This is a genomic window from Pseudomonas sp. AC252, assembly GCF_979258105.1.
This window is the reverse complement of record NZ_OZ409837.1, coordinates 4,917,591-4,936,394: the sequence shown is the minus strand read 5'-3', so window position 1 is coordinate 4,936,394 and position 18,804 is coordinate 4,917,591. Positions and strand designations below refer to the sequence as shown.

At 62.2% G+C, this 18,804-nt stretch carries 10 protein-coding genes; 8 read left to right on the top strand and 2 right to left on the bottom strand.

The window, feature by feature from the left end; all coding sequences use genetic code 11:
• Positions 1-68 precede the first annotated feature (68 nt).
• A complete protein-coding gene (locus ACZZZ4_RS22575; RefSeq protein WP_463548817.1) occupies positions 69-5,309 on the bottom strand; it encodes a trifunctional serine/threonine-protein kinase/ATP-binding protein/sensor histidine kinase in 5,241 nt (1,746 codons plus the stop codon).
• Between the two features lie 261 nt (positions 5,310-5,570).
• On the opposite strand from ACZZZ4_RS22575, the gene ACZZZ4_RS22570 reads away from it, so the two are divergent.
• Together ACZZZ4_RS22570 and ACZZZ4_RS22565 are read left to right on the top strand one after the other, a co-directional pair.
• Complete coding sequence (locus ACZZZ4_RS22570; RefSeq protein WP_463548816.1) at positions 5,571-6,560, top strand: response regulator; 990 nt, start codon at positions 5,571-5,573, stop codon at positions 6,558-6,560.
• A complete protein-coding gene (locus ACZZZ4_RS22565) occupies positions 6,557-6,958 on the top strand; it encodes a response regulator transcription factor (protein ID WP_235374479.1) in 402 nt (133 codons plus the stop codon). Before ACZZZ4_RS22570 ends, ACZZZ4_RS22565 begins: the two co-directional genes overlap by 4 nt.
• A gap of 5 nt (positions 6,959-6,963) precedes the next feature.
• Here the strand turns inward: ACZZZ4_RS22565 and ACZZZ4_RS22560 are convergent, their stop codons facing one another.
• Entirely contained in the window at positions 6,964-7,566 is a 603-nt protein-coding gene (locus ACZZZ4_RS22560; RefSeq protein WP_463548815.1) for a TetR/AcrR family transcriptional regulator, read from the bottom strand.
• Positions 7,567-7,704: 138 nt separating this feature from the next.
• Here ACZZZ4_RS22560 and ACZZZ4_RS22555 point away from each other — a divergent pair, with 138 nt between their 5' ends.
• From ACZZZ4_RS22555 to ACZZZ4_RS22530, 6 genes are all read left to right on the top strand, one after another.
• Complete coding sequence (locus tag ACZZZ4_RS22555; RefSeq protein WP_463548814.1) at positions 7,705-8,493, top strand: SDR family NAD(P)-dependent oxidoreductase; 789 nt, start codon at positions 7,705-7,707, stop codon at positions 8,491-8,493.
• Positions 8,494-8,548: 55 nt separating this feature from the next.
• The gene (locus ACZZZ4_RS22550) at positions 8,549-9,565 is read left to right on the top strand and encodes an NADP-dependent oxidoreductase (protein ID WP_463548813.1); all 1,017 of its coding nucleotides are present in this window, start codon (positions 8,549-8,551) and stop codon (positions 9,563-9,565) included.
• Positions 9,566-9,930: 365 nt separating this feature from the next.
• Positions 9,931-12,336 carry a glucose/quinate/shikimate family membrane-bound PQQ-dependent dehydrogenase gene (locus tag ACZZZ4_RS22545; RefSeq protein WP_143128171.1) on the top strand — a complete coding sequence of 802 codons (2,406 nt, stop codon included), beginning with the start codon at positions 9,931-9,933 and terminating at the stop codon, positions 12,334-12,336.
• 96 nt (positions 12,337-12,432) lie between these two features.
• Positions 12,433-13,731, top strand: a complete 1,299-nt coding sequence (locus ACZZZ4_RS22540) for a carbohydrate porin (RefSeq protein ID WP_463548812.1) — start codon at positions 12,433-12,435, stop codon at positions 13,729-13,731.
• 1,670 nt (positions 13,732-15,401) lie between these two features.
• Positions 15,402-16,907, top strand: a complete 1,506-nt coding sequence (gene proP / locus ACZZZ4_RS22535) for a glycine betaine/L-proline transporter ProP (protein WP_039760584.1) — start codon at positions 15,402-15,404, stop codon at positions 16,905-16,907.
• A 164-nt stretch (positions 16,908-17,071) separates the two neighbouring features.
• Complete coding sequence (locus ACZZZ4_RS22530) at positions 17,072-18,775, top strand: amidase (RefSeq protein ID WP_039760583.1); 1,704 nt, start codon at positions 17,072-17,074, stop codon at positions 18,773-18,775.
• The last annotated feature ends 29 nt before the right edge of the window (positions 18,776-18,804 follow it).

Genomic DNA, 18,804 nt, shown 5'->3' with positions numbered 1-18,804 from the left:
CCTCCCTTTTGGCCGCGATTTTTCGCGGCTTTTTTTACCCGGTCTGCCAGACATCACTCAGCTACAAGTCAGGGGCTTTTGATCCTGACGTCCGGCGCAAGCGGCAGTCTGAAGCAGATCCGCGCGCCCTCCTCGCTGTCTTCCACGCGCAACGTCCCGCCATGGGCGCCGATCACCGTTCGGCAAATCGCCAGGCCCATGCCCATGCCGCTGCCCTTGGTGGTGAAGAACGCATCGAAAATTTCTTCACGCCGATGCTCGGCGATCCCCGGCCCGTTGTCCTGAAAAGCCACGCAGACCTGGCCATCGCTGATCGTCGACTCAATCACCAAGCGCCCGTCAGTCATGCCCTGCCCAGCCATCGCCTCGAGTGCGTTGACGATCAGGTTGTAAATCACCTGCTGAATCTGTACCCGATCACCCAGCACCGGGTCAGGAGCGTTGAGTTGTGTGTGCACGTTCACTCGACGATTGTGCAAATCGCTGGCCGTCAGTCGCATGACCTCTGCAATCAACGCGTCAATCGACACCGGCAATCGTTGCAGCGGCGCCTGCCTGGCCAAAGCGCGCAAGGCCTGGACGATCTCGGTGGCACGGGCGCTGTCGGAGCGGATGTCTTCCAGTCCCTGAATAGCCTCGTCGAGATCAGGCGTGTCGCGCTTGAGCCAGCGCAGACTGGCCGAGGCGTTCGATGAAATCCCCAGCAATGGCTGGCTGATTTCGTGGGCGATCGAGGCCGACAGTTCGCCCATCATTTTCAGGTGCGAGTTGCGCGCCAGTTCCGCCCGCGAGCTGCGCAAGTCGGCTTCCATCTGTGCACGCAAGCGGTTGTCTTCGACCAGTTGCGCGTAGAGCCGCGCGGTCTGCAGCGACACCGCTGCCTGCGAGGCGAGAATTTCCAGCATGGTCAGGCGTTCGGCGCTGAACAGCTTTGGTACCAGGCTGTTTTCCAGATACACCAGACCGATCAGCGCGCCCTGCTTGAGCAACGGCAGGCACATCAGCGAGCGCGTCTGCCGCTCGCGCAGGTCGGCGCTGTAGCCTTGCGGGCAGTCGGCGCGGGCATCGTCGAGCACGAGCGGCGTGCGCGTGCGCATGGTCGAATTGAGTACTGAAACCGGCGCGATCTGCTCCAGCGCGCGCTCGTTGTCCTGACTGACTCGCACGTTGCCCGCCTCGACATGCGCGGCGGCAGCCAGTTGCAACTCACCGTCGGCGACCAACAGCAACGCCCCCCGATCGGCGCCGGCCTGAATCATCAAGTGAGTCATCAAGGTATCCACTAACCGATCGAGCAACACCTCTTGCGACACCGCGCGCGCCGCTTCGATGCCGACTTCCAGATCAAGGCGTACCCGCGTCACCGGTGTGACCGTTTCCAAGGAATGCTCGCGGGCCAGAAAAGGATGCGCGGCTTCCAGTCGACGTGCCTTGGCCTCAGCGCCCCACAGCACATAACAGTCGCGGGCGACGCGCAGGTGATGATGCGTGCCGGAGACCAGACCGTTGCCCAGACACACCTCGGCCAGTTGTTCATGCGCCAGCGCCTGTTGATGGATAAATCCGGCAGCGGCCGCCGCGATTTGCGCTTGGTCGAAGCAGCGAATGGCGGCCAGCCCTTCGCCGCGCACGCGGGCCATCGCGCCTTCGATCAGCAGCAGTTTGTTGCTGAAGGTCGAAGGATTGAGCTCGACCCATGGCAGAAAACGCTGCCGTTGCTGCTCCAGTTTCTGCAGTTTTTCGGCAACAGAGCCCGGCGCCTCGGGACTGGCCAGTGCCAAGCTGTAGAACAGGTAGTAATGCGCCAAATCGATGTGCGCCGGCAGCGACCACGTCAATGCCTCGGCCGCTTCGAAACGGCTTAGTGCGTAACGCACATCGCCGAAATAGAACGCCGACATACCTGAGTACAACCACATCCAGAACAGTGTTGGCTGTGAGACGCGATCGCGATCCAGCGGGCCGAAGCAGTCATGTTCCAGAGCATCCAGCGCTGCGATCGAACGTGGCTCGCGCCCACTGCGCAAATCACTGGCAAACGCCTGTTGCGCCAGCAGAATGCGCTCGATGTCGATGTAGTGAAACTGCCGCACCCAACTCAGGCCGACGTCCAGCTCGTTCAACACCTTTTGCAGCGGCTCGCCCATGAACAGCAGATCGGAGCCGATGTGGTTGCAGGCGTAACACGACATGCCGAGATCGCCGCCGGCTTGACCGCACTCGAATGCGGCGAAAGCTTTCTGCCGGGCGTAGGCCATCGGTTTGGTCCATGGGCTGACCTGATCGAGCGCCACCAGCGTGCCGGTGCGCCCGGCTTCGTAGCCGTGCAGGTCGGTCAGATCGAGCGCCAGTTCGGCGAAAGCGACACCGTCCAGATATTCGCCATAACGGTCGGCGATCATCACGCCATACCAGGCAAAACCGTAGCCGCTGCTGGGTGTGGTGCCGTGCAAGAGGGTCAATTCGACCATCTTCGCCAAGTGCAGGAAAGCGATATCGTCCTGCAAAAACGAGGCGATCAGCGTGCTCAGCAACTCCATGGCCACTTCGATTCGCGGCTCGTCGGCCTTGGGCAATGCGCTCAGTTCAGCAATCTGCCGTGTGCCGACCAATTGCCGAACCCGCTCGAACGCTCCGGCCAGTTGCGCCGCCGATGGCTGGCGCTGCAGGGCAATGTCGAGTAGCGCCAGGCCACTTAGCGCTTCGCCGATCGCGCCTTGATAGTCGGAATGCAAGGTACGCAGGCTGGCGCGCAGGCGGTAGGTTTTCGCCCGGTCCAGCACGGTGGCAGCGTGTTCCAGGCAGTCGTCGAGACGCTGTTGCGCGCCGGGCAGATCCGCCAGCAACATCGCGCAGTCGGCTGCCAGCCAGCGCGCCGCGAAGGCTTGCGGGTAGAGCTGCGTCCAGCCGTTGTCGCCGAGTAACACCTCGGCGCTGCGCAGATAATCCACGGCCTGCTCGACAGCGGCGCTATCGCGAGCGCGCTCGGCGGCTTCGACCAATAACTGGATGAATTCGACGCGTCGACCTCCTGAAAGCGCATGACCGTCGCTGCGCTGAATCTGACTGGCAATATCGAACACCTTCGCCTGCCGTTGCCCGCCGCTTAGATCGAGCATGGCGGCTGCGATGCGCGCATGATCGGTGGCACGCCCGGCGGGCGCGGTCAGCGCAGCGGCGGCTTCCAACACTCGATCGTGGGGAAACACAAGTTGCCCCGGCTCGCGCAGGAGAAAGCCTGCACTGACCAGATAATCCACATCACCCCGCAACCGCGCTGGATCATCCGCCAACAGATTGCACAACAGCGCTTCATCGCAGCGACCACCGACGTAACCCGCCGTGCGCAACACTTCACGGGCACTGGCCGGCAGCCGCTGCAAACGTTGCACCATCAATTCGGCAACGTTGTCGGCGTAGCGATAGCCATCCACCTCCGCCTGATTCCACACCCAGCGGCGCATCTCAGCGTCGAAACGCAGCAGACGCTCATCCACCAGCGCGCGCGCCACCTGGCTGACGAACAACGGATTGCCGGCGGTTTTGAAGTGCACGACGCGGGCCAGCGCTTCGAGGTTGTCGACGTCAGCATCGAGTTCGACCGCCATCAATTGCGCGACGGCCTGCACCGACAGCGGCCCTAGTCCAAGGTCACTGACTGGCAGCGCGGGTGCTCTGCGCATTTCATCGAGCCAGCCACCCGGATGCTCCGTCAACTCGCCCTCGCGATACGCCAGAACCAGCAGCAGATGCCGCGTCGGTCGGGCGATAAAGGCTTTGAGAAACGCCTGCGTCGAGTCGTCAGCCCACTGCAAATCGTCGATAAACAGCAGCAGCGGATGCCCCGGTTGCGCAAAGACTTCGAGCACATCGAGCAGCGCCCGATTGACCCGGTCGAGGGCGTGGCGCGCCGGCATGTTCGGTAGTTCAGCGGTGGTGCCGATCAGCAGTTCGGCCTCCGGCACCAGGTCTACCAGCAAGCGGCCGCGGCCCTTGAGGGTTTCGCGTAATTGCTCGGTCAAGGCCTGCAAGGCCAGCGCGGGCCTGGCCAATACCTGGCTGATCAGTGACTGGAAAATCTGCGCCAGTGGCGCGAAAGGCCGGTCATTGTTCAGCAGTTCGATCTTGCCGCTGGCCCAATAACCGGGTGCCTGGCTACGCAGGACTTGCTGGATCAGCGTCGACTTTCCCGCTCCCGGTGCGCCGGCAACCAGCAGCACGCGAGCGATGCCGTCGCTGCGCACGCGCTGGATCTGTTCAAGCAGTTGCTGACGTTCGTCATCACGACCAAACAGCACATCGCCGCGCGTGGCCGTTGCGCGAGCATCGAAAGCGCCGAGGTGGAACGCTTCGATCTGGCCTTTTTTCTGCCATTGGCGCAGGCACCAGATTAGATCGGCGGCCAGCGATTCGATGCTTTGATAGCGCGCGTCCGGCTCCTTGGCCAGGCCCTTGAGCAGCACATGGCAAATGCCTTGCGGCAGTTCGGGTTGGTATTGCGCTGGCGACAATGGCTGGACGGCGGCGTGCACATGCAACCATTGCGAGGCGTCGCGAGCGATCAGCGGCGGGCGCCCGGTCAGCGCCTCGTAGAGGATTGCCGACAGCGCATAGACGTCGCTGCGCTCATCGCAATCGACGTTGTCGCGCTGCAGCTGTTCCGGCGCCAGATAAGGCAAGTGTTCCAGGCTCGGCAGTTCAGTCGCCGGCGTTTCCTGCGCGTGGGTGTGAAAGCCCATCAGCCTGACGCTGTCGTCAGCATCGACCAGCAGATGCCAAGGCAATAAAGAACACTGTGGGAGCGAGCCCGCTCGCGAAAGCGGTGGGTCAGTCAAGGGTGATGTCGGCTGGAATGACGCTTTCGCGAGCAGGCTCGCTCCCACAGGGTTTTGCGGTGTTTCCGGATGCCGAGAGTGGGCCAGCGCATTGGCAGCCGCAACGGCGATATTCAGCACTCGCCCGAGCGGTAAGCCGGCGGCGTCGAACAGGCCAGCCAGCGGCGCGCCCCATTGCGGATAGATCAGCACCGGCCCGTCCGCCGAACGAAGCAGCGCGAGCGGGTTGATCACCCACTGCGAAGGCAGTTGCAAATGAAAGTCGCGCTCCAGCCGCTGGCACAGCGCCGGGCGCTGAATCGGTGCGCGTACGGCGAACCAGGTCTGGCCCGAGCGGCTGTCTTCAAGGCTGAACCAGGTCAGCTCATGGTCGCGGCGCAGCAGGCTGAAACGGCAAGTTTCCAGCCATGTTTCATCGAGCATCGGCGCATCGGCCGCGCGCGACATTGCAGATGAGGATGGCTGGCCGGGCATACACATTCACCGCTGGAAATGGGATTCGGGCTGGTGGCGAAGTATACGCAGCGTTTTTTTGCCAGAGGGCCAGCCGCTGCGCTGATGTCCGTCTGCGGCCTCAAGATGGCTGTCCAGAGCCTCGCGCCGCTGTTTTCGCGTTATGAAAGCGCGCGTCTTATCCCTCGGGATAATTGCTTTATGGCAGGCCGTCCCCTAGCGTACGAGCCTGATAACCCGGCGCCCGCGCCCTGTCCTCCTCACCGCGACGCAGAGGCCTGCATGATCCGACTTGGCCAAGCCACGATTTCTTTGGAACGGCGCGAAGCCTTTCTCGATGGCCGGCCCTTGCGCATGGGCGGGCGGGCGTTCGAAATACTTTCGGTACTGATGCAGGCCGATGGGCGCATCGTCAGCAAGGACGATCTGATCAATCAGGTGTGGCCGGACATCGTCGTCGAAGAGAACAATCTGCAGGTGCAGATTTCCTCGCTGCGCAAACTGCTCGGGGAAAAAGAAATCATCCAGACGGTTGCCCGTCGAGGTTACCGATTATTGAAAGACCGCGAACCCAAACTGCCCGTGTTCAACGCCTTGGCCTCGGCGCCGATTGCGGCGCAGCCACCGCCGGTCGATGCGCAATCGGTGCCGGTGTTCATCGTTGACGATGAGGCCTGCGTGCGTAGCGCGCTGAGCCGCTTGTTGCGCGCCGAAGGCATCGAGCACCGGATTTTCCAGTCCGCCGAAGAACTGCTCGAGGCCGACATCGCCAATGGCCCGGCGTGCCTGTTGCTCGACGTCAGCCTGCCCGAAACCACAGGCCTGCAATTGCAGGCGGCGCTGAATGAGCGCGGCCAGCCGTGGCCGGTGATTTTCATGACCGGCCACGGCACGATTCCGATGTCGGTGCAGGCGATGAAGGCTGGCGCGGTGGAATTTCTGACCAAGCCGTTCAACGACGATGAACTGCTCGACATTCTGCGCAGCACCCGTCAACACGCCGCAACTGCGTTCAATCAGTGGCAACGGGTGCAGCATGTGCGGCAATTGGCGGCGCAACTGACGCCGCGTGAGCGCGAGGTGCTGCCACTGATTGTCGGCGGTCTGTCGAACAAGCAGATCGCCAACCAATTGGGCACCAGTGAAGTGACCGCCAAGGTTCATCGCAAACACATCATGGCGAAGATGCAGACCCGCTCGCTGGTCAACCTCGTCGAACTCTATGGACTGATCAGCGCTGCGCCTTCGCCTGGCCCATCGAGCCTGTCGTGAGCGGCCCGGTGGGTCGCCCGACGGCGATCGAGAACACCCGACCGACGATTGTCTGCATCGTCGATGACGACGCGTCGGTGCGCAAAAGCCTGTCGAATCTGCTGCGTTCGGTCGGTTATCGCGCGCAGGTTTATGCCAGTGGCGAAGCGTTTCTCGCCGAAGCCGATTTTGCCGAGATCGCCTGCCTGCTGCTGGATCTGCGCATGCCCGGCCTGTCCGGCATCGATGTCATGCGCGAGCTGCCGCGACAGATTCCGGTGATCTGCATGTCCGCCCATTGGGACGAGGCAGCGCTGGCCGAAACCGGGCATTACCAGGCATTCGAGTGCCTGTGCAAACCCTTCGAAGAAGAGGTTTTGCTAGCGGCACTCGACAAGGCCCTGCACCGCCAGCACTGATCGCTTCAGCTATCCTGCGTGGCTTCTTCCGCAGTTTCGATCGCGGGCAGCGACTCAGTCATCGAAGCGTGACAGACCGCCAGAATCTCATCGGCCAGCGCCGATTCGTCCGGGCACGCTCGCGACAGCATGATCGCCCCGACCGCCCGGGCCAGCAGGTCGATCATCCGGGTTCTGCCCTCACCTTGCGGCGCATCCACTGCGGTCGGGTATTTTTCGCCCAGGGTCTGCAATAAGCGCTCGATCCCCTCGGCAAACGCTGCCTTCACATCCCCCGACTGCCGCGCCGCATCGCCGCACAGCGCCGCCATGGTGCAACCGGTGGAACGGCCGTCGCGATGGTCGCGCGACACGTACACATCGATGAAGTCCTGCACGCTCATGGTTTCGGCGCTGGCGGTGGATTGCGCCAGGCTGTTGGCCGAGGCTTCGGCCATCAGGTCGGCCTTGGAACCGAAGTGTTTGTAGAAGCCGCCGTGAGTAAAACCGGCGGCCGCCATCAGGTCAGCCACGCCGACCCCGTCATAACCGCGCTCGCGGAACATCACCGAAGCGGTTTCGACAATGTGCTCGCGATTGGCCTGAGCCTGAGCCTTGGATACGCGCATGTTGAATACCTCCAGCGCTGAAAAATCATGCGCCGATGATACATAGATGTTGGCCATAATCAAAATCGTTGACAGTTTAGATTTCGATCATCATCCTAAAGGCCCGCAATCAGTCTTCTACTGAAAAGAGCCCACACCATGACTACTCGCCCTATTGTTCTGATCACTGGCGCCTCCTCCGGCATCGGCGCGGTCTATGCCGCACGTTTCGCCCTACGCGGGCACGATCTGGTGCTGGTCGCCCGTGACCAGGCGCGCCTGGACACCCTTGCTGCCGGTTTGCGCGCTGAACACAACGTCGATGTCGAAGTGCTACAGGCCGACCTCACGCAACTGAGCGACCTGCAAACCGTCGAGGCGCGTCTGCGTGACGACGCGCGCATCGGTATCCTCGTCAACAATGCCGGCGCCGCGCAGTCCGGGACATTCATCGAACAGAGCACCGACAGCGTGGCGCAACTGGTCGCGCTCAACACCACCGCGCTGGTGCGTCTGGCCAGTGCCATCGCCCCGCGCCTGGCCAAGGCTGGCGACGGCGCGATCATCAACATCGGCTCGGTGGTGGGCCTGGCGCCGGAGTTCGGCATGTCGGTGTATGGCGCAACCAAGGCGTTCGTGCTGTTCCTCTCCCAGGGCCTGAGCCTGGAGCTGTCGCCACAGGGCGTGTACGTGCAAGCCGTATTGCCTGCGGCCACTCGCACGGAAATCTGGGACCGCGCTGGTATCGACATCAACACCCTCAGCGACATCATGGAAGTCGGCGACATGGTCGACGCCGCGCTGGTCGGCTTCGACCGTCGCGAAGTCGTGACCATCCCGCCGCTGCACGAAGGCGAGCGCTGGGATGCCTTGCAAGCGGCGCGTCAGGGGCTGTTGGGGCAGATTCGCCAGTCGGCGGTGGCGCAGCGTTATCTGACTCAGGCCTGACCTCATCCAGACCCGCCGCAATGCCGGCGGGTTTCTACCGACAAGAGCATCCGTAATGAAGGCATTTTTCATCGAACGCTACGGCAAGCAGAGCGGCCGGATTGGCGACGTCGCCGAGCCGGTTGTCGGCGCACACGACGTGTTGATCAAGGTGCACGCCAGCAGCGTCAACCCGCTGGACCTGAAGATTCGCAGCGGCGAATTCAAGATGATCCTGCCTTATCAAATGCCTTTGATATTGGGCAACGATGTCGCCGGCGTGGTGATTGGCAGCGGTGCAGCGGTCAAGCATTTCAAGCCGGGCGATGAGGTTTATGCGCGCGCACCTGAAAACGCGATCGGCACGTTTGCCGAACGCATTGCCGTCAACGAACAAGCGGTCGCGTTAAAACCCACCAATCTCGATATGACCGAGGCGGCTTGCATGCCGCTGGTGGCGTTGACGGCGTGGCAGGCCCTGGTCGATGTCGCCAACGTGCAAAAGGGCCAGAAGGTGTTGATTCACGCCGGCTCCGGTGGCGTCGGTACGGTCGCCATTCAACTGGCCAAACACCTCGGCGCTTTTGTTGCGACTACGACCAGCACGGCGAATGTCGCGTGGGTCAAGGCGCTGGGCGCTGATCTGGTGATCGATTACAAGCAGCAGGATTTCGCCATTGAGCTGCGCGACTACGACGTGGTGCTCAACAGCCTTGGCGGCGATGTGCTGGAGAAATCGTTGAAGGTGTTGAAACCGGGCGGGCAACTGATTTCCCTGTCAGGACCGCCGACTGCGCGGTTCGCTCGGGAGCAGGGGTTGTCGTGGCTGCTCGGACTGGTGATGCGCCTGCTCAGCAGTGGTGTTCGCCGTAAAGCACGCAAACACGGGGTGGGTTATTCGTTTCTGTTCATGCGTGCCGATGGCGTTCAGTTGCAGAAAATCACTGCGTTGATTGAGGCCGGGGTGATCAAACCGGTGGTTGATCGTACTTTTCCGTTCGATCAGATAGCTGACGCGTTGCACTACGTTGGACAAGGTCGGGCCAGGGGCAAGGTTGCGATCGTGATCGATTCTGAAAGCCCCTCACCCTAGCCCTCTCCCAGAGGGAGAAGGAACTGACCGAGTTGAATGCGCGAGTTACACCGACCTGAAATACCGAGGTGAGCACATATCCCAAAAAGCCCACAAATCAGCTCCCTCTCCTCGGAAAGAGGGTTGGGCGGGCGGCGTTCCGATGAGGGGTGGATTCAGCGCGGTGTTTGTATATGTGCACTGCAATCGTAAGCCCGACTCGCCATCCACGCTGAAACGTCGAGAAACCCCTCTCGCCTTGCATTTTGCCCATCCTGCACCACGCTGTGATTCACAGAAGTGCACGTTTTCCTGGCAAAACTGCGGTTAACTGAATGGTTAGTTACCGTTATAATCCCGCGCTTCATTTAAACGGGACTTTCAATGTGAACCACAGTCAACGCGTCTCAGGCGTTTCAACGTTCATTCTGGTCGGCCTTGGCGTGATCATCGCCCTGCTCGGCCTGGCGCTCGCGGTCGGCGGTGTGAAGCTGGTCAGTCTGGGCGGTTCCTGGTACTTCCTGGTCGGCGGTCTGGCGATGACCGTTTCCGGGGTGCTGATCGCACTGAAGAAAACTGCAGGCGCCTGGCTGTTCGCCGCATTTCTCGTGGCCACCGCGATCTGGGCCGTGGCTGACGCCGGGCTGGTGTTCTGGCCGGTGTTCTCGCGGCTGTTCATGTTCAGCGCCATCGGTATGGTCGTCGCTCTGGTCTACCCGCTGCTGGCGCGCGCCAATGGCCGCGTGGCCGGCCGTGGTGCGTATGCCGTGGCCGCTGTGCTCGCGGTCGGTGTGGCCGTTGCGGCGGGCAACATGTTCGTCGCCCACCCAACCGTTGCCGCGACTGGCACTGGCCCGGGCCTGACTCCGGTCGAGCCGGCCAAGGCGCAGAAAGACTGGGCGCACTACGGCAACACCGAAGGTGGCAGCCGCTTCGCCGCGCTCGATCAGATCAACCGCAACAACGTCGACAAATTGAAAGTCGCGTGGACCTACCACACAGGTGACGTCGCCGAGAGCGATGGCAACGGCGCCGAAGACCAGCTCACCCCGCTGCAGGTCGGCAACAAAGTCTTCATCTGCACCCCGCACAACAACCTGATCGCCCTCGATGCCGACACCGGCAAAGAGCTGTGGAAGAACGCGATCAACGCGCAATCGAAAGTCTGGCAGCGCTGCCGTGGCATGGCCTATTTCGATGCCACCGCGACCATCGCTCAGCCGAGCAACTCGTCGATCATCGAAGCCAAACCGGCGCCGGCTGCCAACTGCCAGCGTCGTCTGCTGACCAACACCATCGATGCTCGCCTGATCGCGGTCGATGCTGACACCGGCGAGTTTTGCCAGGGTTTCGGCAACAACGGTCAGGTTGATCTGAAGGCCGGTCTGGGTGATGTTCCGGACAGCTACTATCAATTGTCGTCCGCGCCGTTGATGGCCGGCACCACCGTGGTGGTTGGTGGTCGCGTCGCCGACAACGTGCAGAGCGACATGCCGGGCGGTGTGATTCGTGGTTTTGACGTGATCACCGGCGCCATGCGCTGGGCGTTCGACCCGGGCAACCCGCAGGATCGCAACGCGCCGGCCGATGGCAAAACCTACGTGCGCAGCACGCCGAACAGCTGGGCGCCGATGTCCTACGACGCGGCGACCAACACGGTGTTCCTGCCGATGGGCAGCTCGTCCACCGACATCTATGGTGTCGAGCGCAGCGAACTGGACCACAAGTACGGCGCTTCAATCCTCGCGCTCGACGCCAGCACCGGTGAAGAACGCTGGGTGTTCCAGACCGTGCACAACGATCTCTGGGACTTCGACTTGCCGATGCAGCCGAGCCTGATCGACTTCGACAAGGACGGTCAAAGCGTTCCGGCGCTGGTCATCGGCACCAAGGCCGGGCAGATCTATGTGCTCGACCGCGCCACCGGCAAGCCGCTGACCGAGGTCAAAGAAGTACCGGTGAAAGCGGCGAACATCCCTAACGAGCCGTACTCGCCGACCCAGCCGAAATCCGTGGGCATGCCGCAGATCGGCGCGCAGCACCTGACTGAATCGGACATGTGGGGCGCCACGCCGTACGACCAGTTGCTCTGCCGCATCGACTTCAAGAGCATGCGCTACGACGGTCTGTACACCGCACCGGGGACCGACAAATCGCTGAGCTTCCCCGGTTCGCTGGGTGGCATGAACTGGGGCAGCATTTCCACTGACCCGGTGCACGGTTTCATCTTCGTCAACGACATGCGCCTGGGTCTGTGGATTCAGATGATTCCGTCGCAAAACAAAGGCCAGGCCGCTGGCGGTGGCGAAGCACTGAACACCGGCATGGGCGCTGTGCCGCTCAAAGGCACGCCGTACGCGGTGAACAAGAACCGCTTCCTCTCGGTGGCCGGCATTCCGTGCCAGGCGCCGCCGTTCGGCACTCTGACCGCGATCGACATGAAGACCCAGAAAGTCGCGTGGCAGGTTCCGGTCGGCACCGTTGAAGACACCGGTCCCCTGGGCATCCGCATGCACCTACCGATCAAGATCGGTCTGCCAACCCTCGGTGGCACCCTGTCGACCCAGGGCGGCCTGATCTTCATTGCCGGCACTCAGGACTTCTACCTGCGCGCCTTCAACAGCGGCAACGGTGAAGAAGTCTGGAAAGCCCGTCTGCCGGTCGGCAGCCAGGGCGGCCCGATGACGTACGTTTCGCCGAAGACCGGCAAGCAGTACATCGTCGTCACCGCTGGCGGCGCACGCCAGTCGACCGATCGTGGCGATTACGTGATGGCTTACGCCCTGCCGTAACTCGCTGCCGCACCACCAACCTCCCCCAGCGCGCGGTGCCCAAAAGCACCGCGTCGCCGTTTTATTGCGTTAAAGATTTCAGCAGGAAGGATTCACATGTCATCGGCTGTTCGCTTTTCTCGTACCAAGCTTTCCACTGGCCTGTTGCTGGGCCTGAGCTGCACCACTGCCCTTCCCGCGCTGGCGGCCAGCGAGTCTGATCTGCTGAGCCGCAGCACCCTGAGCGGTGACTGGGGCGGCCTGCGTCATCAACTCGATGAAGATGGCATCAGGTTCACTGGCGATTACAGCGGCGAAACCGCCTATAACGCCGACGGCGGCCTGCACCGCTCGGCGCGCTACTCGCAGAACATCAAGCTCGGCGTGCAGTTTGATCTGAGCAAGATCTATGGCGTCGACAATGCCGGCAAGGTGCAACTGACCATCAACGACCGTCGCGGCAACAGCGCTTCGGAAGATCTGGTCGGCAACCGCCTGCCGATTCAGGAAAACTACGGCGGTCTGTACACGCGCCTGACTGAACTCAGTTACGAGCGCAGCCTGTTTACCCCGGCGCTGAACGTAAAGCTCGGCTACATGGCCATGGGCAACGACCTCGGCGGTCTGGATAGCGGCATTCTGTGCAACTTCATGAATGCCGGTTTCTGCGGTCACCCGCTGAACATGTCCGGCGGCAGCGGCTGGACCAACTACCCCAACGCGCGTCTGGGCGTGCGGGTCAAATACGACCTGTCGCCGTCCTGGCAGCTGCGTGTGGCGGCGTTCAACGTCGATCCAGAAAGTAACGGCAATTCCAGCCGCGCCTGGCATCTGGGGCCAAAGCACACCACCGGCACCGTCGTACCGATCGAGCTGGTGTACAAGCACGCCGGCGAGCTGCCGGGCGAGTACAAGGTCGGCTATTACTACGACAGCTCCGACGTCAAGCGCATTGGCAGCGACGATGAAGTGTCCGGGCGTGGCGGGCATTATTTGCTGATCGATCAGGCCGTATGGCGTTCGCCGACCTCCGAGGGCCGCAGCCTGCATGCGTTCGGTCAATATTCGGCGGCCAGTGAAGCGGCTTCGCCGTTCAGCAAGTGGTACGGCACTGGCGTGGTTTTGTACAAACCGTTCGAAGGCCGCCCGCGTGACACCCTGGCGCTGGGCTATGGCCGCGCCGTGCCGAACCCGCGCAGCCGCGATGTGCAACAGGATGCCGCGCTGGACAACGGTGCTGCGTTCCCGAACCTCGACAGCGCCGAGCAGTTGATCGAATTGGGCTACGGCTACCAGGCCACCCCATGGCTGACCCTGCGCCCGAACCTGCAATACATCATCGAACCGGGCGCGTTTTCCGGCCAGGACATCGACAATGCGCTGGTGGTCGGTTTGCAGGTGAAGGCTGCGCTTTAAGCCTCGCGGTGAATGTAATGCCGCCTTCGTGAGCAAGCCCACTCCCACAAGATTCGGCGGCGTGCAAAGAATCCCGGCACAACACAGATCCACTGTGGGAGCGAGCCTGCTCGCGAAAGCGCCGGGTCAGGCGAAGGCGATGTTGGATGTGCCGCCCTCTTCGTGAGCAAGCCCACTCCCACAGGATTCAGCGGCGTGCAAAAAATCCCGGCACAACACAGATCCACTGTGGGAGCGAGCCTGCTCGCGAAAGCGCCGGGTCAGGCGAAGGCGATGTTGGATGTGCTGCCCTCTTCGTGAGCAAGCTCACTCCCACAAGATTCAGCGCCGTGCAAAAATCCCGGCACAACACAGATCCACTGTGGGAGCGAGCCTGCTCGCGAAAGCGCCGGGTCAGGCGGCTGTGATGCTGAATGTGATGCCCTCTTCGTGAGCAAGCTCACTCCTACAAGGCTCGGCGCCGTGCAAAAATCCCGGCACAACACAGATCCACTGTGGGAGCGGGCTTGCTCGCGAAAGCGCCGGGGCAGGCGGCTGTGATGCTGAATGTGATGCCCTCTTCGTGAGCAAGCCCACTCCCACAGGATTCGGCGGCGTGCATTAAATCCCGGCACAACACAGATCCACTGTGGGAGCGGGCTTGCTCGCGAAAGCGCCGGGTCAGGCGGCTGCGATGTTCGATGTGCCGCCCTCTTCGTGAGCAAGCCCACTCCCACAGGATTCGGCGGCGTGCAAAAAATCCCGGCACAACACAGATCCACTGTGGGAGCGAGCCTGCTCGCGAAAGCGCCGGGTCAGGCGAAGGCGATGTTGGATGTGCTGCCCTCTTCGTGAGCAAGCTCACTCCCACAAGATTCAGCGCCGTGCAAAAAATCCCGGCACAACACAGATCCACTGTGGGAGCGAGCCTGCTCGCGAAAGCGCCGGGTCAGGCGAAGGCGATGTTGGATGTGCCGCCCTCTTCGTGAGCAAGCCCACTCCCACAGGATTCGGCGGCGTGCAAAAATCCCGGCACAACACAGATCCACTGTGGGAGCGAGCTTGCTCGCGAAAGCGCCGGGTCAGGCGAAGGCGATGTCGGATGGGCTGCCCTCTTCGTGAGCAAGCCCACTCCCACAAGATTCGGCGGCGTGCAAAGAATCCCGGCACAACACAGATCCACTGTGGGAGCGAGCCTGCTCGCGAAAGCGCCGGGTCAGGCGAAGGCGATGTTGGATGTGCCGCCCTCTTCGTGAGCAAGCCCTCTCCCACAGGATTCAGCGGCGTGCATTAAATCCCGGCATAGCACAGATCCGCTGTGGGTGCGGGCTTGCTCGCGAAAGCGCCGGGTCAGGCGACTGCGATTTCGGATGGGCTGCCGTCATCGCGAGCAGGCTCACTCCTACAAGGCTCGGCGGCGTGCAAAGAATCCCGGCACAACACAGATCCACTGTGGGAGCGGGCTTGCTCGCGAAAGCGTCGGGTCAGGCGGCTGCGATGTTGGATGTACTGCCGTCATCGCGAGCAGGCTCGCTCCCACAGTGGATATAGAGGGCTTGCGTCGGGCGGGAAATTAATTCCTGCCAATGGTGAATTATTTCGTGTCCACATGTATCTGAGGCAGAAGAGCCGGCGCCATCATGGAGATGGCATCGCAGCGGTAATCTGGATCAGCGAGCGGGAACAGCGCAATGAAATCACGCAAGAACACTGTCAAACCGATCGGTTTGAAAGACATCACCATCGTCGACGACGCCAAGATGCGCAAGGCGATCACCGCCGCCGCACTGGGCAACGCCATGGAATGGTTCGACTTTGGCGTCTACGGCTTTGTCGCCTATGTGCTCGGCAAGGTCTTCTTCCCCGGCGCCGATCCCGGCGTGCAAATGATCGCCGCCCTGGCGACCTTCTCCGTGCCGTTCCTGATTCGTCCACTGGGCGGGCTGTTCTTCGGCGCACTCGGCGACAAATACGGGCGGCAGAAAGTCCTTGCCGCGACCATCGTCATCATGTCCCTGAGCACCTTCGCCATCGGCCTGATTCCGTCCTATGCCTCGATCGGCATCTGGGCGCCGATTCTGCTGTTGCTGGCGAAAATGGCTCAGGGTTTCTCGGTCGGTGGCGAATACACCGGCGCTTCGATTTTCGTCGCTGAATACGCCCCGGATCGCAAGCGCGGTTTCCTCGGCAGCTGGCTGGACTTCGGCTCGATCGCCGGTTTTGTCTTCGGCGCCGGCGTGGTGGTGATGATTTCGACGATCCTTGGTGAGCAGCGCTTCGAAGAATGGGGCTGGCGGATTCCGTTTTTCCTCGCCCTGCCGCTGGGCATGATCGGCCTGTACCTGCGTCACGCCCTGGAAGAAACCCCGGCGTTCCAGCAGCACGTGGAAAAACTCGAACAGGGCGACCGCGAAGGTCTCGCCGGTGGCCCGAAAGTCTCGTTCAAGGAAGTTGCGACCAAACACTGGCGCAGCCTGATGACCTGCATCGGCGTGGTGGCGGCGACCAACGTCACCTATTACATGTTGCTCACCTACATGCCGAGCTACCTGACGCACAACCTGCATTACAGTGAAAACCACGGCGTACTGATCATCATCGCGATCATGGTCGGCATGCTGTTCGTGCAGCCAATGATCGGTTTCATCAGTGACAAGATCGGCCGCAAGCCCTTCATCGTCGTCGGCAGCATCGGCCTGTTCATCTTCGCCATTCCGGCGTTCATGCTGATCAACAGCGGCAGTATCGGCCTGATCTTTTGCGGTTTGCTGATTCTCGCGGTGCTGCTCAATTTCTTTATCGGCGTGATGGCCTCGACCCTGCCGGCGATGTTCCCCACCCACATCCGCTACAGCGCCTTGGCCAGTGCCTTCAACGTTTCGGTGCTGATCGCCGGTCTGACCCCGACCGCCGTGGCCTGGCTGGTGGAAAGCACCAACGACCTGTACATGCCCGCCTACTACCTGATGGTCATCGCCGTGGTCGGCCTGGTCACCGGTGTAACCATGAAGGAAACCGCCAACAAACCCCTGCGCGGCGCCGCCCCGGCAGCCTCCGACCTCGAAGAGGCCAAGGAACTGCTGCAGGAGCACCACGACAACATCGAGCAGAAAATCGAAGACATCGATGCCGAAATCGCCGAGCTGGAGGCCAAGCGCAAAGTGCTGGTTCAGCAGCATCCGCGCATCAACGAATAATCCGCTGGACGCAGAAAAATCGGCGGGGCCGTCACCCCGTCGATTACTCGAAGCGCGGCTTGGTGTTAAATAGGCGCCAGTCTCAACCTTGTCGCTTAAAGCCGTGCAACGAGAACCGCTATGAATACCCCTGCCCAGAACATCCACGCCCAACAGGTGACCCCATGATCGAAGTCACCGAAGTCTCCATCGCGCAATTGCGCGCCGCCCTCGAATCCGGCCAGACCACTGCTGTGGAATTGGTGCAAGCCTATCTGGCGCGCGTCGATGCCTATGACGGTGCCGATACGCCGACAGCCCTCAACGCCGTAATCGTGCGCAATCCTGAAGCGTTGAACGAAGCACGCGCCTCCGACGCCCGCCGCGCCAAAGGTGAATCCCTTGGCCCGCTCGATGGCATTCCCTACACCGCCAAGGACAGCTATCTGGTCAAGGGCCTGACCGCCGCCTCCGGCAGTCCGGCGTTTGCCGATCTGGTTGCCCATCGCGACGCTTTCACCATCGAGCGCCTGCGCGCGGCCGGGGCGATCTGTCTGGGCAAGACCAATATGCCGCCGATGGCCAATGGCGGTATGCAGCGTGGCGTTTATGGCCGGGCGGAAAGCCCGTACAACGCTGCTTACCTCACCGCGCCGTTTGCCTCCGGCTCTTCCAATGGTGCCGGTACCGCGACTGCTGCGAGTTTCGCGGCGTTCGGTCTGGCTGAGGAAACCTGGTCGAGCGGCCGTGGCCCTGCGTCGAACAACGGCCTGTGCGCCTACACACCGTCGCGCGGAGTGATTTCGGTGCGCGGTAACTGGCCGTTGACCCCAACCATGGACGTCGTCGTGCCGTTCGCGCGGACCATGGCCGACCTGCTCGAGGTACTCGACGTAGTTGTCGCCGAAGACCCGGACACCCGTGGCGACCTGTGGCGTCTGCAACCGTGGGTGCCGATCCCGCGTGTCAGCGAAGTGCGCCCGGCGGCGTACAGCGAACTGGCCGTCGACGCCAAAGCCCTGACCGGCAAACGCTTCGCCATCCCGCGCATGTACATCAATGCCGACCCGGACGCCGGCACCAGTGACGCCCCCGGTATCGGCGGCCCGACTGGCCAGCGCATCAATACCCGCCCGTCAGTGATCGATTTGTGGAAGCAGGCGCGCCAGGCCCTCGAAGCCGCCGGCGCCGAAGTCATCGAAACCGATTTCCCGCTGGTCTCCAACTGCGAAGGCGACCGCCCCGGCGCGCCAACCGTGTTCACTCGTGGCTTGGTGTCGAAAGAATTCCTGCATCATGAACTGTGGGATCTGACGGCCTGGGCGTTTGACGATTTCCTGCAAGCCAACGGTGACCCGAAACTCAATCGTCTGGTCGACGTCGACGGGCCGAAAATCTTCCCCCATGACCCTGGCACCCTGCCCAACCGCGAAGGCGATCTGGCCGCTGGCATGGACGAATACGTGCGCATGGCCGAACGCGGCATCACGCCGTGGAATGAAATCCCTACCGTGCCTGATGGCTTGCGCGGTCTGGAGCAGACCCGACGCATCGACCTCGAAGACTGGATGGATAAACTTGGTCTCGACGCCGTGCTGTTCCCGACCGTCGCCGACGTTGGTCCGGCGGACGCCGATGTCAATCCAGCCTCGGCCGACATCGCCTGGAGCAATGGCGTCTGGGTGGCCAACGGTAACCTTGCGATCCGCCACCTCGGCGTACCGACGGTCACCGTGCCGATGGGCGTCATGGCCGACATCGGCATGCCGGTCGGCCTGACTTTCGCCGGCCGCGCCTACGACGATTCGAACCTGTTGCGCTTCGCCGCCGCCTTCGAATCCACCGGCAGCAAACGCCAGATCCCACCGCGTACGCCGCCGCTGTCCTGATCGGCGCAAGAGCAAGCCCGCTCGCAGCA